This is a genomic window from Xanthomonas sp. BRIP62411 (assembly GCF_003993525.1).
Taxonomy (GTDB): Bacteria; Pseudomonadota; Gammaproteobacteria; order Xanthomonadales; family Xanthomonadaceae; genus Xanthomonas; species Xanthomonas euroxanthea.
On the sequence record NZ_QEZI01000016.1, the window covers coordinates 146,699 to 161,741 of the forward strand.

The 15,043-nt window shown below is 58.6% G+C and carries 12 protein-coding genes and 2 tRNA genes; 13 read left to right on the plus strand and 1 reads right to left on the minus strand.

Annotated elements, in window-relative coordinates; all coding sequences use genetic code 11:
* Positions 1-86: 86 nt before the first annotated feature.
* The 8 genes from ppnN (at position 87) to EO139_RS13590 (ending at position 8,791) form a co-directional block, all read left to right on the plus strand.
* A complete protein-coding gene (gene ppnN / locus EO139_RS13555; protein ID WP_104647998.1) occupies positions 87-1,472 on the plus strand; it encodes a nucleotide 5'-monophosphate nucleosidase PpnN in 1,386 nt (461 codons plus the stop codon).
* Between the two features lie 180 nt (positions 1,473-1,652).
* Positions 1,653-2,168, plus strand: a complete 516-nt coding sequence (locus tag EO139_RS13560; protein ID WP_104581981.1) for a Tfp pilus assembly protein FimT/FimU — start codon at positions 1,653-1,655, stop codon at positions 2,166-2,168.
* On the plus strand, positions 2,165-2,644 hold the full coding sequence (gene pilV / locus EO139_RS13565) for a type IV pilus modification protein PilV (RefSeq protein WP_104647997.1): 480 nt from the start codon (positions 2,165-2,167) through the stop codon (positions 2,642-2,644). Before EO139_RS13560 ends, pilV begins: the two co-directional genes overlap by 4 nt.
* Complete coding sequence (locus EO139_RS13570; protein ID WP_126971035.1) at positions 2,641-3,807, plus strand: PilW family protein; 1,167 nt, start codon at positions 2,641-2,643, stop codon at positions 3,805-3,807. Before pilV ends, EO139_RS13570 begins: the two co-directional genes overlap by 4 nt.
* 3 nt (positions 3,808-3,810) lie before the next feature.
* Positions 3,811-4,320 carry a PilX N-terminal domain-containing pilus assembly protein gene (locus tag EO139_RS13575; protein ID WP_104581983.1) on the plus strand — a complete coding sequence of 170 codons (510 nt, stop codon included), beginning with the start codon at positions 3,811-3,813 and terminating at the stop codon, positions 4,318-4,320.
* Between the two features lie 10 nt (positions 4,321-4,330).
* Positions 4,331-8,200, plus strand: coding sequence for a PilC/PilY family type IV pilus protein (locus EO139_RS13580; RefSeq protein WP_241235962.1), 3,870 nt, complete (start codon positions 4,331-4,333; stop codon positions 8,198-8,200).
* 12 nt (positions 8,201-8,212) lie between these two features.
* Positions 8,213-8,662, plus strand: coding sequence for a type IV pilin protein (locus EO139_RS13585; protein ID WP_104647993.1), 450 nt, complete (start codon positions 8,213-8,215; stop codon positions 8,660-8,662).
* 52 nt (positions 8,663-8,714) lie between these two features.
* A tRNA-Asn gene (locus tag EO139_RS13590) sits at positions 8,715-8,791 on the plus strand.
* A gap of 51 nt (positions 8,792-8,842) precedes the next feature.
* On the opposite strand, the gene EO139_RS13595 is transcribed toward EO139_RS13590, so the two are convergent.
* Complete coding sequence (locus EO139_RS13595; protein WP_164739847.1) at positions 8,843-9,385, minus strand: GspH/FimT family pseudopilin; 543 nt, start codon at positions 9,383-9,385, stop codon at positions 8,843-8,845.
* A gap of 139 nt (positions 9,386-9,524) precedes the next feature.
* On the opposite strand from EO139_RS13595, the gene uvrB reads away from it, so the two are divergent.
* The 5 genes from uvrB (at position 9,525) to EO139_RS13620 (ending at position 14,971) form a co-directional block, all read left to right on the plus strand.
* Positions 9,525-11,546, plus strand: coding sequence for an excinuclease ABC subunit UvrB (gene uvrB, locus EO139_RS13600; protein WP_102253869.1), 2,022 nt, complete (start codon positions 9,525-9,527; stop codon positions 11,544-11,546).
* Positions 11,547-11,650: 104 nt separating this feature from the next.
* Positions 11,651-11,725 (plus strand) — tRNA-Val (locus EO139_RS13605).
* A gap of 539 nt (positions 11,726-12,264) precedes the next feature.
* A complete protein-coding gene (locus EO139_RS13610) occupies positions 12,265-12,507 on the plus strand; it encodes a hypothetical protein (RefSeq protein WP_126943994.1) in 243 nt (80 codons plus the stop codon).
* Between the two features lie 35 nt (positions 12,508-12,542).
* Entirely contained in the window at positions 12,543-14,216 is a 1,674-nt protein-coding gene (locus EO139_RS13615; RefSeq protein WP_126971037.1) for a type IV secretory system conjugative DNA transfer family protein, read from the plus strand.
* Between the two features lie 350 nt (positions 14,217-14,566).
* Positions 14,567-14,971: a hypothetical protein gene (locus EO139_RS13620; RefSeq protein WP_104647990.1), complete on the plus strand. Its 405-nt coding sequence runs from the start codon at positions 14,567-14,569 to the stop codon at positions 14,969-14,971.
* Positions 14,972-15,043 lie beyond the last annotated feature (72 nt).

The following is a 15,043-nucleotide window of genomic DNA, read 5'->3' on the forward strand; positions in this document are numbered from 1 at the left end:
GCTTGCAAAAACGGCCGGGTTCTCCCGGCCGTTTTCTTTTGTGCGGGTGAGTACGCTAAAGTTCTGAGATACGACAGGAGCAAGCTATGGAACTCAGCAGTACGGCAGCACGGGCGCTGCCGGTGGTGGATGCGCGGATCTATCCGCGTGGTGGCCTGGACGTATTGTCCAAGGCGGAGGTGGCGCGTCTACGCGACGCCTCCAGCGGCGGCATGCACGAGCTGTTGCGCCGTTGCGCGCTGGCCGTGCTCACCAGCGGCAGCGCGTCGGACGACCCGCGCGCCGCGCGCGACCTGTATCCGGATTTCGATATCCAGGTGAACCAGCAGGACCGTGGCATCCGTATCGATCTGAGCAACGCACCGGCGATGGCCTTTGTCGATGGCGAGATCATCCGCGGCGTGGCCGAGCTGCTGTTCGCCGTAGTGCGCGACCTGGCCTACATGGCGATCGAGCTGGAAGCCCAGCGCGGGGATCTTGATACCAGCGAAGGCATCACCAACGCCGTGTTCGGCCAGCTGCGCAACGCGCGCATCCTGCAGCCGTCGGACCCGAACCTGGTCGTGTGCTGGGGCGGCCATTCCATCTCGCGCGACGAATACCTCTACACCAAGCAGGTGGGCTACGAGCTGGGGCTGCGTGGCCTGGACATCTGCACCGGCTGCGGGCCGGGCGCGATGAAGGGCCCGATGAAGGGCGCCACCATCGCGCACGCCAAGCAGCGCAAGCATCACACGCGCTACATCGGCGTGACCGAGCCGGGCATCATCGCCGCCGAGTCGCCGAATCCGATCGTCAACCACCTGGTGATCATGCCGGACATCGAAAAGCGCCTGGAAGCCTTCGTCCGCATCGGACACGGCATCCTGGTGTTTCCGGGGGGCGTCGGCACGGCCGAGGAAATCCTCTACCTGCTCGGCATCCTGCTGCGCGAGGAGAACGCCGACCTGCCGTTCCCGCTGATTCTAACCGGCCCGACCATTGCCGCGCCGTATTTCGAGCAGATCGACCGCTTCATCCGGCTCACCCTGGGCGAAGCTGTCGCTTCCCGCTACGAGATCATCGTTGGCGATCCAGTCGCCGTGGCGCGTCGCATGGCCGAAGGCATCCACCAGGTACGCGCGCACCGCAAGGAACAGAAGGATTCGTACTACTTCAACTGGTCTGTGCACATCCCGCTCGAGTACCAGCAGCCATTCGAACCCAGCCACGAGGCCATGGCCGCCCTCGACCTGCATCACGGCCGCCCAGCGCCCGCGCTGGCCGCCGACCTGCGCCGTGCCTTCTCCGGCATCGTCGCCGGCAACGTGAAGGAAGACGGCATGCGCCGCATCGAGGAATTCGGCCCCTTCGAGATCAATGGCGACCCGGACATCATGCAGGCCCTGGACGAACTGCTGCGCGGCTTCGTGGAACAGCGCCGGATGAAGATTTCGGGCGATTACCGGCCTTGTTATCGGGTGGTGACTTAAGGCCTGCTGGATGTAGACCACCATTCTGGAGAAGGGAAAAGCCGGGCTGGGTACGAACCCTAGGCCCGGTTCGTCCCCCACGCGCACGCCGACAACCCTAAAACGACCGCTCGTCCCCCCACTGCTTGTTCTTGAGGGGTGGTCGAAGCATCTTGGTCAGGTCACGCTGGGGAGCGTCCAATGTCTTTTCGCCGATCTACCGGCTTCACACTTGTGGAATTGATCATTGCGATCGCCGTGTTGGCGATTTTGCTTACGATCGCGCTTCCAAGCTTTCGTGGAGTAATACGCTCCAATCGCGTAGCCAGTAGCGCCAATGAGACCCTCGGGCTGCTGTCTCTCGCGCGCAGTGAGGCGATACGCAATCGCCGAGGTGGTGGGGTTTGCGGTAGCGCATCGGGGACCGCATGCGACAACAACTGGGGGAGCGGGATGCTGGCTTGGGCGGATACCGACGGAGATGGAGCCTTCAAGGGTGGCGACACGGTCTTGCGTTTCGTCTCAATTGACCCGTCGCTAAGCAATTCCGGTCCGTCCGGCGCAACGATTGCATTCGATGGACGCGGGCGCAGGCTTGCTTCCACAAATCAGCAGATAACGCTGCAGCCAACCACGTGTGATGGGCAGGCATTGCGTCGCACGTTGGTCGTCAACGGCGCCGGCCAGATCACATCCCAGAAAGGCACTTGCCAGTGACGCTCCCCCGATCCTTTGTATCGCGCGCTCGTTCCGATGGCTTTAGCCTGCTCGAAGTGCTGATCGCCATCATCGTTCTTGCGTTTGGTTTGCTCGGGTTTGCGCTGTTGCAGACAGCCAACGTGCGTTTTGTGCAGAGCGCCAACTATCGCACTCAGGCCACCAACCTGGCTTACGACTTGCTGGACCAGATGCGCAGCAATCGCTTCCAATCGTCCTGGTATACCGACGCCACCTTTGCCGCAAACACGGTCACTGCTGCCAGCTGCAGTCGCCCGCTTGGGACAAATCTCACGATCGCAACCAACGTCGCACGCTGGAAGTGCCAGGTAGTGCAGGCATTAGGCGAGGGTGCCAGTGCGACGGTGCTTAACGCCAACGGGCAGGTCACCGTGGGCATTAGTTGGGGGGATCAGCGTTGGGATGCAAGCAACCCGGATGCGCTCACAACGTTCACGCTGGTGTCTCAGCTATGACTCGTAGCGTTCCATCCAAGCGTGCGTTTGCCGGCATCAGTTTGATCGAGATGATGATCGCCATGGTGATCGGCTTGATATTGATGCTGGGTGTGATCCAGATCTTCTCGGCATCCCGTACTGCATCAATGCTTGCGGAAGGGAGTGCACGCGCGCAGGAGAACGGGCGGTTTGCCCTTGAGTTCCTGCAGCGCGACATACGCATGGCAGGACATTTTGGCTGCGTCAATGACCAAGCACATTTCGTGCGTGGTGAGGGGGACCCGGTCGTCACCACCGGCGCCGCAAGCGGTTCGGGTCATCCATTGGATTTCAGCGTCAGCGTGCAAGGCTACGAAGCGCCTAATACCAAGCCGCCCGGCGTTCTGACTATCGGAGCCACCTGGGCGGCACCAACAAATCTTCCCGCATCGATTTCCAAGCTCAATCCGCGCGGCGGCAGCGACATCCTGGTTTTACGCTACTTGGCTCCAGAGAGCGTGCCGATCACTGCGCTAACGTCGGGCAGTAACAGCGTGGTCAGCTTCAACGCCACTAACGGCGTGCGTCTGACCGAGGGTGGCCAGGCGACTCCCACTGTATTTGGAATCGCTGATTGTGCCCATGCAACGGTGTTCAAGGGGGTCTATGCCAGCGGCAAGATCACCGCCAACGGAACCAATTTATCAAACTACTCGGCAAGGCCAACCGGCCAAGCGTTGATATATCGAGCGGAATCGCTGGTGTATTACGTTGGGACCTCCGCAACAACGGGCGAGCCGGCGCTGATGCGGGCGCGCTCAAACGGCGTGGACGATTACGGAACGCCCGAGGAACTGGTTGAAGGTATCGAGAACATGCAACTGCTGTTCGGTCTTGATCAAACCGCCAGCATGTCCACAACCTCCCCACCATTGGGGAACATCAACACACAGGCGATCGCAAGTGATGTTTCCATTGGTACAGATGCTGCAGCGGCTGGGCAGTGGCGGCGAGTGGGGCAGGTCCAGGTCGGCATTCTTGCCCGTAGTCCCTCATCTGCTACGGCAGAGAGACCAGCAAGTTCAGTGCGCTATCCAAGTGCATTGGGAGTGTCTTTTGCGCCACCTGCCCAAACTGACGGGCGGTACAGAATGACGTACGAGTCCACGATCGCCTTGCGTAATCGACTGTTCGGGAACTAACTCATGAATGCTCACGCCCGCCTACGTCCTATGCCCGCTCGCCCTCGTGGCGCGGTGCTCTACGTTGCACTGATCATGCTAATCCTGTTGGCGTTAATCGGAATTGCCGGAATGCAAGTGGCAGGGATGCAGGAAAAAATGGCGTCCAATTACTTGGCGACCAATATTGCCTTCCAACATGCTGAAGGCGTGACGCGTCGGAGCGAGCGTGCCATTGAGGCCATCGCCAACCGCACGGATGCGCCAACGGGCGCTCCTTTGGTTGATACCGATATTCAGCAGAACTGTGATACAGCATTTGATCCGGTCGCATGGGGGCGCAGCAAGGCAACGGCGGTGAATGAGGCAGTCAATGTACGGCGCATTGACTCGTGCATCATCGGTGGAGGGTCGCTTGCGATGGGGGATCCACTCGATCCAGTGACTCCAGTGTACCAAATCACCACATTTGCTAACGATGCCGCAACAGATGCCTCGTCATCGGCATCGATCGACACCATTTTCAAGCTCTGAGGCTGCCGGCATGTCCCGTCGCATTTTTCGAACCACTGTCGCTTCCGCGATCGTTCTGGCTGCGGTGGGCGGGTACTTCGTCTATGGCCTGATTGCGGCGCAAGGGCAGGGCGGCTTGGCGCAGGCTCCACTGAATAACGCGACCTCCGTTCCACCTGCTTTCATCATGGCGGTCGACGATTCGAATTCGATGACGTTTGAGCGGATATTCAAGGGCGGTGATGGGCGTTTGCAGTGGAATGGGACTAGTTTCTTTAGTTCAGCTGGTGTATTTTTTAATTCGAGCGAGTCGTGTACAAACAACGTCCCTGACTGTTACGTTTATTTATTTCCGCACTCGGGGTATAATGCAACTTATTCTCCTGGGCGTGCCATTCCTCCGCTTGACGCTTTCGGATTTTCGCGCTCGCCAACTTATAATGCTGGCTACTATAATCCCAGCGTTCTTTATGAGCCATGGACTCCTCCCGCGCAGACGTCAACAAGCGCCAACCTTTGGCCAGCCGCAGCATTCGACCAAGCCCGAGTCGATCCGCGTAATCCTCTTGTCTATGGCAATGATTTCAGCGCGGGGTATAACACTCTGTATGACCTTGCCTATCGTGAGGGCGACGGCGAGTCGTTTCAGTTTTTGACGGGAATGACAATTCCTGCTGGGACACGTTATCGATCGAGTGCGCGTTCATGTAACTCAACCACCGGTAATGGCTTGCCAAGTAGTGGCGGGCGCTGGGTTACCTTGAATTCAACAGTCTCAGTCACGGCGAACTGTGCGGTGCAAATGGGTTACGTGCCGGCAACTTTTTATCTGCCTGTAGATGCCCCAGCTCCGACTGGATATCTGACCAGTGACGTCAATAGGCCAATCATCGCAAATGCCTGTGGTCCTGGTTGTAATATGCGTCGTTACCAGATACTGCTAGCGAATTATGGGTCCAATACTGCTGCGTATAATGATGCGCGGCAAAATTTTGCCAATTGGTTTCAATATAACCATAATCGTATCTTATCAATCGTCGGGTCCGCTTCCCGATCTTTAGCCGACGTCGACAAGATGCGGGTCGGCTATTTCACTATCAATAACTTGACTCCGGCGACCATGTATGACATGGATGACGACGCCGCGCGCACCTCGTTGTTCGATTTGATTTACCGTCTCAAGCCGAATGGAGGTACGCCAAATCGTACAGCCGTCGATTACCTGGGGAGACAGTTTTTGCGGGCCGGGGATGGTGCGCCGGTGCTACGTGCATGCCAAAAGAATGGCGGCATGTTGTTCACCGACGGATATACGAATGCTAACAACACCGTCAGTGGGTATGGCAATGCCGACTCTACCGGCACGGTGGATTTCTCTGGCGCCCCATTCGCTGACTCTTATAGCAATACGATTGCCGACATAGCTGCGGGCTACTATTCTGGCAATTCTACTCCACTGGTGACTGGTCCAAGTTTCCCGGCCGGACTTGTGCCCGTGGACGACAAGTGCGCGACACTCTCCAAGACGTCCGCCGACTGGAAGCGGCTGGACTGTCAGAAAAATTTGCATATGAATTTCTATGCGATCACCTTGGGTGCGCAGGGGAATATCTACGAAGTTAATCAAGCAGCTACTGGCGATCCATATGCCAATCCCCCCGATTGGAACAGCAACGGTAATCCAACTGCGGACGATGACGGTCGCGTAATCGACGAGCTCTGGCATGCCACTATTAATAGTCGCGGTCAGTTCATTAATGCCAAGAGCCCTGATGAGGTGACTAGTGCGATGCGCCGAGTTCTGTCGGCAGCCAGTGCAGCGAATTCTCCTTCTGGAACGCTAGCCTTAACGGGTGCTCGCATTGGTGCGGGCTCCCTGACCGTGTCACCTGAGTATCAGATTAGAAATAACGGGACCGATTGGTCCAGTAAGCTGAAGGCCAGTCAGGCTTCCGTCGATCCTGAAACAAGAGAGGCCCGTTTTACCCCGTTTTGGGAAGCCTCCGAACAAATGCCTGCACCTACTGCCCGCAATGTCTTCTTCAGTGACGGCACTAATGTTCGTAAATTTGATGGTACGACAATTAGTTTGAGTGGTCTTTGCGGGTTATCACGGACGCTATATCCTGGTCAGGCTATTTGCTCGGAGCAAGATTTGGTCAATCTTGGAGCAACGGCGGCGACAGCGGCTAGTTATCTATTGGGCGATCGAAGCGGTGAGGTGCAGCAGAAGGGCAAGTTGCGGGACCGAACCACTGTCCTAGGCGACATCATCAACTCCACACCGTTGATCAGTGCGCCTATCGATGACTACGGATACCGTGCTCTGGGAGGGACAATGGGAACGACCTATACCAACTACTTAAATTCCAAGCGCGCCAATCAGGGGTACATGGTGTACGCGGGGGCCAACGACGGCATGCTGCATGCCTTCAACGGCGGCATGAATGGTAGTGGGACGGTGCTCGGTGGTGGTGGGCGTGAGCGCTTTGCCTATATTCCAGCAACATCCTATGGTCACATGGGTAATCTGCTACTGCCCTATCAACCCAACAAGGCGTCTGCTCAGCCGTTTGATCATCGCTATTTCGTCGATGGTCCGCTTGCGGTAGGAGATGCCTACTACAACAACAGCTGGAAGACGACACTGGTTGGTACGACTGGAGCTGGTGGCCGCGGCGCGTTTGCGCTGGATGTGACCAACCCGGGGACGTTTGGGAGTGGGAGTCGCCTGTGGGAGATTAACGATCTCAGTGGTGATGCCACGGTGCGTTCCAATATCGGACACGTGCTCGGCAAGCCTGTCATTGTCCCGGTGCGTGCTGCCAACGGCGCGGTGAGCTGGAAAGCGATCTTCGGCAACGGTTATGACAGCGCCAGCGGCAAGGCTGTCCTGTTCGTGGTGGACATCGGAACGTCCTCAACTCCGGTCGTCCGTATGATCGAAGCAACGGAGTCTGGGAACTCTATTAGTGGCCGGAACGGGTTGGGTAATATTACTGTCCTGGATCGGGTAGACAACCTGGCGATCGACCCGTCTGGTTTGCCGGCTCGTACACGTGATGGTTATGCCGATACGGTTTATGCTGCCGATCTTCGTGGTGCCATCTGGAAGTTTGATCTCACCTCGACCGCAGCTTCGGTGACTGTGCCTGCATTCACCACGGGGACGTATGCCGAAGGTGGGCGCACCTATCGGCAACCTATTACCGGCGGACTGCAGGTGGCTTCCGGTGAAAACGGCGGGGTCCTCGTATTATTTGGTACCGGTAGTTTTTCGTTCAACGACGACAGCCTGCCAAGCTCCGCGCAGCACATACAGAGCTTGTATGGTTTTACAGATCAGGTGGATGGCGTGATCACTACGACCTTAACCAGGACGAGCCTGACGCCATATTCAGTCACGACCACCGGCGGGACGCGCACCTTGCAGGTAGGCACTGTCCCTGCAATATCGCTGGGATGGTATGTAGATCTCCCGGCCGGTGAACGATTTGTGGGTTATCCGGAGCTTGTCTCGGGAATTCTCTTCATGGCAACGTATGCGCCGCTGGCTGCAAATAGCGGCTGCAGTACCGATGGTGTGAATTGGTTGTTTGGCCTGAATCCGCGGACTGGCGTAGGCGCATTGTCTGGAGTTCGAATGGGGAGCATCGGTGGTTCCACGCTTGCCACCGGTTCTGCTGGTATTTCTCTCAACACCGGTGGGAACGCTCCGGTCAAGGATGTAGGCGTCTCAGTCGTGCCCCGGCTTGAGCCCCAAGTCAATCCAAAGGATGGCTCGGCCGCGCCAGCTGTCCCGGCAGGCTCCGGTTGCTGGATGGTCGTCAACGTCGCAGGCGCCGCGCCCATGTATGTTCCTTATCCTTGCGGCCGCCAATCTTGGCGCCAGATTCAGTGACGGAGGTCCTCAATGTCGCTACGCCTATCTCGTTTTGTCCCGTATCGGCTGTCTCAGTATGCTAAGGGCGATGGTTTCACCTTGATTGAGTTGATGGTGGTCGTCGCTATCGTCGGAATTCTGGCGGCAGTGGCGTATCCGTCCTATGCCGAGCATATCCGCAAGTCGCGCCGCGCGCAGGCCAAGGCAGACCTGGTCGAATACGCGCAATTGGCGGAGCGCTCGCACACGACGAACAACACCTATGCGAGTTTTCTCTTCGGCAATGGCTCGACGACCATCCAGTCGCCGCGTGAGGGCGGTACTGCCCAATACACCATCAGGTTCGTTGGTAACCAGTCCACCTTCACGATAACTGCCGCGCCACAAGGCAATCAGGCCAGGGATACGTGCGGCACGATGACGCTGAATCAGGCAGGCGTGAAGACGCCGAGTGCCTCTGTCACCCCGGGTTGCTGGTAGCCAGCCTTGGGTGTTGCACTATCGAACTCTTGCATCTAGAATACGCCTCCCCGCCCGAATAGCTCAGCCGGTTAGAGCACTTGACTGTTAATCAGGGGGTCGTTGGTTCGAGTCCAACTTCGGGCGCCAAGATGTTGAAGAGGCCGCGACTAGTCGCGGCCTCTTTGTTTTTGCTGGAACTCACCGTGCAGGGCAGGCGGTTGGTTGCCTGTAGCGGACAGAGCGCGTCCGCCCTGAGTTGTTGACGATGACATCCGCCAGGCGTTGCGCGCCCGTGCAGAGGCTGATCGTGATGTTGGTGCCGCTATTGCGGCCGTTCGGAAGAAATCGGACAAGCGATCGGCCGATCGTTCCGGTGATGCTGATGTTGTCGCTCGCAGCATACTGCTCGATCCGCAGGATCGAGCCCGCGTCCGCAGGCTGCCCACTACGCGCTGGATCTTTGAAAAGAATCCATCCCCGGCTCCAGTCCCTGTCTGGTCGGCAATTCTCGCCGTCAACGGATGGGCAGACGCTAACCGGCAGGCGATGCGTGATGGCCATGCTCCTGGCCATCGCCAGATGTACGGTAAGCACGTGAACCCGTGCCTGTGCTCGCTGCCATTCGATCAAAGCATTGAAGCCAGGCAGGCCGATGGCCGCCATGATTCCGATGATCGCCATCACGATCACTAGCTGTACTGCCGTGTACCCTTTTGCGCACGAACGAGTCACTGCTTTCACCGTCCTGCTCCCTGGCTCGGAGCAAGCAGTCTCTACGGCGTCTATGGCCCAGGTAAGGCCGGCTCTCAGTGATGGGGTGTCGGACTTTTACCGAAAGTGGCATCCGCCGTTCGTGCAGTCCTTCCCCGAGATCCGCTCCATGACCGACCGTTTTCAGCTCGTATCCCCGTACTCCCCAGCCGGCGATCAGCCTGCCGCCATCGATAAGCTGGTCGCCAGCTTCGAGGCCGGCTTGGCCAAGCAGACCCTGTTGGGCGTGACCGGCTCCGGCAAGACCTACACCATTGCCAACGTGATCCAGCAGGTGCAGAAGCCCACCCTGGTGATGGCGCCCAACAAGACGCTGGCGGCGCAGCTGTATGGCGAGTTCAAGTCGTTCTTTCCGCACAACGCGGTGGAGTACTTCGTCAGCTACTACGACTACTACCAGCCCGAGGCCTATGTGCCGTCGTCGGACACCTTCATCGAGAAGGACAGTTCGATCAACGAGCACATCGAGCAGATGCGTCTGTCGGCGACCAAGACCCTGCTGTCGCGTCGCGATTCGCTGGTGGTGGCCACGGTGTCGGCGATCTATGGCCTGGGCGCGCCGGAAGACTATCTGTCGCTGCGCCTGATCCTGTCGGTGGGCGAGCACATCGACCAACGCCAGTTGATCCGCCACCTCACCGACCTGCAGTACACCCGCAATGAATTCGAACTGACCCGCGGCGCGTTCCGCGTGCGTGGCGAAGTGCTGGACGTGTTCCCGGCCGAATCCGACACCGAAGCGCTGCGGATCGAGTTGTTCGATGGCGACATCGAGCGGCTGACCCTGTTCGATCCGCTGACCGGCGAAACGCTGCGCAAGCTGCAGCGCTACACCGTGTACCCCAAGACGCACTACGCGACCACGCGCGAGCGCACGCTGAGTGCGGTGGATACGATCAAGGAGGAATTGAAGGAGCGCTTGGAGCAGCTGTACTCGCAGAACAAGCTGGTCGAAGCGCAGCGCCTGGCGCAGCGCACCCAGTTCGATCTGGAGATGATGGCCGAAGTGGGCTTCTGCAACGGTATCGAAAACTATTCGCGGCATCTCACCGGCAAGGCACCCGGCGAGCCGCCGCCGACCTTGTTCGACTACTTGCCGCCGGACGCGCTACTGGTCATCGACGAGTCGCATGTGACCATTCCGCAGATCGGCGCGATGTACAAGGGCGACCGCTCGCGCAAGGAGACGCTGGTGGAATTCGGTTTCCGTCTGCCGTCGGCGCTGGACAACCGGCCGCTGCGTTTCGAGGAATGGGAGGCGCGCTCGCCGCGCAGCATCTATGTGTCGGCCACGCCGGGGCCCTACGAGCTGCGTGAGTCCGCCGGCGAGATCACCGAGCTGGTGGTGCGCCCGACCGGGCTGATCGATCCGGTGGTCGAAATTCGCCCGGTCGGAACGCAGGTGGACGACCTGATGTCCGAAATCCACGAGCGCATCAAGCTCGGCGACCGTGTGCTGGTGACGACGCTGACCAAGCGCATGTCCGAGAACCTCACCGAGTACCTCGGCGAGCATGGCATCCGCGTGCGCTATCTGCATTCGGATATCGACACCGTGGAGCGCGTGGAGATCATCCGCGACCTGCGCCTGGGCAAGTTCGACGTGCTGGTCGGCATCAATCTGTTGCGCGAAGGTCTGGATATGCCGGAAGTGTCGTTGGTGGCGATCCTGGACGCGGACAAGGAAGGCTTCCTGCGTTCGACCGGTTCGTTGATTCAGACCATTGGCCGCGCCGCGCGTAACCTGCGCGGCAAGGCCATTCTGTATGCCGACAAGATGACGCGCTCGATGCAGGCCGCGATCGACGAAACCGACCGTCGCCGCGAGAAGCAGGTCGAGTACAACCTGGAACATGGCATCACGCCCAAGTCGGTGGCGCGTCCGATCTCCGACATCATGGAAGGTGCGCGCGAGGATGCCGCCGAGAAGAAGGCAGGCAAGGGACGCTCGAAGTCGCGTCAGGTGGCGGAGGAAATGCCCGATTACCGCGCGATGGGGCCTGCCCAGATCGCCGGCAAGCTCAAGAGCCTGGAGCAGCAGATGTACCAGCATGCCAAGGACCTGGAGTTCGAGGCCGCCGCGCAGATTCGCGACCAGATCCAGAAACTGAAAGCTGCCAGTCTGGCGTAGGGCAGGGCGACAGCGTTGCAGTTCAGATGCAGGGAGGGCTTGTGGCGATCCAAACCCTGCGCTAGAATGCGCGCCCTGCACAGCGCAATGCTGATGCAGAAAACGGGCGGTTAGCTCAGCGGTAGAGCACTACCTTGACATGGTAGGGGTCACAGGTTCGAACCCTGTACCGCCCACCACTCCAAGTCCAGACGGCATGGCGACTTGAGTGGCTTCAACATCGGCAGCGACTGCTGCCGCGGATCCCAGGTTGGCTCATGCATTTACGCTCGCAGCGTCCGTGCGTCCTTTGCCAGGTCTTCGACGATCGCTTTCGTTTCCATCCTTGGCGTCCCCAAGCGTGTTGAATCGAACATCGTGCAGCGGCTAGGCGTCACGGGCGGCTGCACGCCGGCCTGGCAGGCCGGGCGCTTTAGCGTCCCATGCGTCGAGATTCCTGGAGCAGACTCGGGTCGCTGTTCAACGTTGTTTCGTCGCGGCGCTGGGCACCGCATCCATAGCTGGGCACCTCATCCACAAGGGGAGTTGTCACCGCCAGGCATGCGCGTGGCTTTGAAAGCACTTCAAGTGTCAACCGAATTCCTCCAGCACTGACGCATCCCGATCCTCGCCTTGCGTCGAAAGCAGGCGCTGTTGAGCCGGCTTCGCCGAAACCGCTTTCTCCATCACACGTCTTGCTTTAGCATCGCCTCCGCGCTGACGAAAAGGAAGGCTGGCGATGGACGAGTATCAGCACACCGTGCTGACCAGGGGCGGGTACCGTGTCGTGGCAATCACCCGGGAGGATACTTACGCGCCTGACGCTGTGGTTGCCTATGCCGTCGTGACGGATGCCGGAACCCGGCTCACGCCGGACCTGTCGCTGGATCAAGCCAGAGTCTGGATCGACTCGCTCGTCGAGAGCGAGAGCGGCGGACGCAGGGCGGATCTGGTCGATCACAAGCCCGTCGTCCGTCGCTAATTGCCGTTGAGAAGTAAGCCAAGGAGTAGGGGCGCGTGTCCAAAGCCAAACTAATTGCAGTCGCCACCCTGGTGACATTGCTTGTTGGATATTTCCTGTCCGGGTATCTGACGCTTCTGTTGTTGCGGCTCGATACCGGGCTGTACGCCTGGGATACCTACTACCGCTACGTCAAGGCGCTGGGCTTGCCGGAAGTGGCGCCTTACGCAACCAAGATCAAGATGTCCGGCATTCTTGGCTTTGGTCTGCCCGGGATCATTTGGGCCATCACGGTCGTGCTCCTGGTCAAGCCGAAGGCACGGGCGCTGCATGGTGATGCGCGCTTTGCCGGAGCGGCAGATCTTTCCAAGCACGGTCTTTTCAAGCCTAGTGGTAACGGCATCGTTGTCGGCAAATTCAACGGCAAGCTTGTACGGCTGAGCGGGCAACAGTTCGTGATCCTCGCTGCGCCAACGCGTTCCGGCAAGGGCGTCGGCGTGGTCATTCCCAACCTGCTGGAGTACCAGGAATCGGTCGTGGTCCTGGACATCAAGCAGGAGAACTTCGACCTCACCAGTGGCTGGCGCGCCAGTCAGGGGCATGAGGTGTTCCTCTTCAATCCTTTTGCCGAAGACCGTCGTACGCATCGGTGGAATCCGCTGACCTATGTGTCCAGCGATCCCGCCTTTCGTGTGTCGGATCTGATGAGCATCGCCGCGATGCTGTATCCGGACGGGTCGGATGACCAGAAATTCTGGGTCAGTCAGGCGCGTAATGCCTTTATGGCGTTCGCCCTGTATCTGTTTGAAAACCAGGACGAAGAGCTGTCGCTCGGCTTTCCGGGCGGGGCAGGGGCTCCCACGCTTGGCGGCATCTACCGCCTGTCGTCGGGAGATGGCACAGACCTCAAGAAGTACCTCAAGTCGCTGTCCGAGCGCAGGTTCCTCAGCAGCAATGCACGCTCGGCATTCGCCAACATGCTGTCACAGGCCGATGAGACCTTTGCGTCCATCATGGGCACCCTGAAAGAGCCGCTCAACGCATGGATCAACCCCGTCCTGGATGCGGCAACCAGCGCGGACGACTTCCTGCTCACCGATCTGCGCAAGAAGAAGATGACGATCTACATCGGCATCCAGCCCAACAAGCTGGCCGAAAGCCGGCTCATCATCAATCTGCTCTTCAGCCAGATCATCAACCTCAACACGCGCGAGCTGCCGAAGTCCAATCCAGAGCTGAAATACCAATGCCTGCTGTTGATGGACGAATTCACCTCGATCGGCAAGGTCGACATCATCGCCACTGCGGTTGCCTACATGGCGGGCTACAACCTTCGTTTGCTGCCCATCATCCAGAGCATGGCGCAGCTGGATGCGACCTATGGCAAGGATCTGTCGCGCACCATCATCACCAACCACGCCCTGCAGATCCTCTACGCGCCGCGCGAGCAGCAGGATGCGAACGACTACTCCGAGATGTTGGGCTACACCACCATCAAGAAGAAGAATGTCACCCGCGGCAGGGAGACTACCCGTAGCGTTTCGGAGGAGCGGCGTGCCCTGATGCTTCCGCAGGAACTCAAGGCAATGGGCAACGAGAAAGAGGTCTTCCTGTACGAGGGCATCCCGCACCCGGTGAAGTGCGACAAGATCCGCTACTACGAAGATCGATATTTCACCGCACGCCTGTTGCCCAAGACGGATGTGAAAACGCTTTCCGTAAAAGTGTGATTTTTGTCACGAAACGGATGGGGCGACGTGCCCGCGATTCTTGACTCGTGCGTACGTTGAGGGCAAAGTTACCCAGAATTTGCGCAATGTTGATTTTTTGTTAAAGGGGGGCAGCGCCAGACGGGGCTGCACAGGAGTAAGGCTATGGATGGTTCTGCAGCGTATTCATTGTTACCGGGTGTGCGCCTACATGGCGCTGACTGGCCTGTTCGGGCTGGTTCGGGCGGCCGCGCACACTCGCTCGAGTCATCAAAGGCAGATCCCCTCCGTCACCCGAAGGTGAGCGGAGCTGTTGTGCTGTCCGTCTTAAGCCCGAAATCTCATGAGTTGGAGAAGTCAGAGTGAATCCGATGTCTGTGTCCAAGCTGTCGCTGGTCTTGGTGGTCGCTGCGTTGGTCGGGGCCTGCGCGACCAAGCCTGCTCCCGACTTTGGTGGGCGTTGGAAGCCGGTTAACCGCTTTGCCGAAACTCCCATGGAGTTGCCTTTGCATGCTTCTTATGTCTACCAAGCCACTCCGATGGATGGAACGTTGAAAACCATGCTGGAGCGCTGGGTTAAAGATTCCAATATGACTCTCGCTTACAATATAACCTCTGATTACACTTTGTATTCTGCCGTCTCCAAAATTGATACTGTTAGTATCAAACAAGCAGTCGAGGAGCTCAGTGCGGTTTATGCTACGCAAGGCGTATACGTGTCTGTAGTTGGAAATCAAATTGTCGTTCAGCCTGCTACGCCTCAAGCGGCAGGCTAGATTGATATGGGCCTATGAGCTGCGCATTTCCTGTGCAGATTTGACATTGTGAAATCACGGTATAAGCGGATT